Raw genomic sequence first — 572 nt, 5'->3', positions numbered from 1 at the left:
GAGGACGGCAGGCCGAACCACCAGGTCAGCAGGTTCCAGGCGATACCGCCGAGCAGCGCGCACAGGATCACCTGCGAGGAGGCCTCGACCACGTCGGTGTTGACGATGCCAGTCGCAATCGTCGCCGCCACCGCGGTGCCGGTCAGCGCGCCGACCAGGTTCATGCCCGCCGCCAGCGACACCGCCGCGCCCGGCGACAGCACCTTGGTCGCCACCACCGTGGCGATCGAGTTGGCGGTGTCGTGGAAGCCGTTGATGAACTCGAACACCAGCGCCACGAACACCACCACCAGAACCAGCGTCAGCATGGCGCGCCCTCGCTCGGTCGACTACTCCATGCCGCCACCTCGCCCGCGCACAGCCCCCTTGAGTCAAGGGGGCGACCTCGCTGCAGGGCAGCGAGGTGGGGGATGTGGAAGCACGCACGGGGGACATCGGCGCAGCCGATGTCTGGCCCACCGAAGCCGGTCCCATACGAAAGCCGCGCGACGCCCATCACGAATTCTTCAGCACGATCTGGTACGCGGTCACGCCGGCCTCGCGGCAGCGGTCGATGGCCTTCTCCAGGATCT

At 68.4% G+C, this 572-nt stretch carries 2 protein-coding genes; both read right to left on the bottom strand.

Translation table 11 applies throughout. From position 1 onward, the window contains the following. Nucleotides 1-308 (bottom strand): inorganic phosphate transporter (locus J7643_20020; GenBank protein MBO9542878.1); only part of this gene is annotated, 308 nt, incomplete at its 3' end. A gap of 187 nt (nt 309-495) precedes the next feature. Continuing rightward, nucleotides 496-572 (bottom strand): pit accessory protein (locus tag J7643_20015; GenBank protein MBO9542877.1); only part of this gene is annotated, 77 nt, incomplete at its 5' end.

Source organism: bacterium (genome assembly GCA_017744355.1).
GTDB lineage: Bacteria > Cyanobacteriota > Sericytochromatia > S15B-MN24 > UBA4093 > JAGIBK01.
Note: the sequence above shows the minus strand (reverse complement) of the source record. Positions and strands in the feature narration are given on the sequence as shown.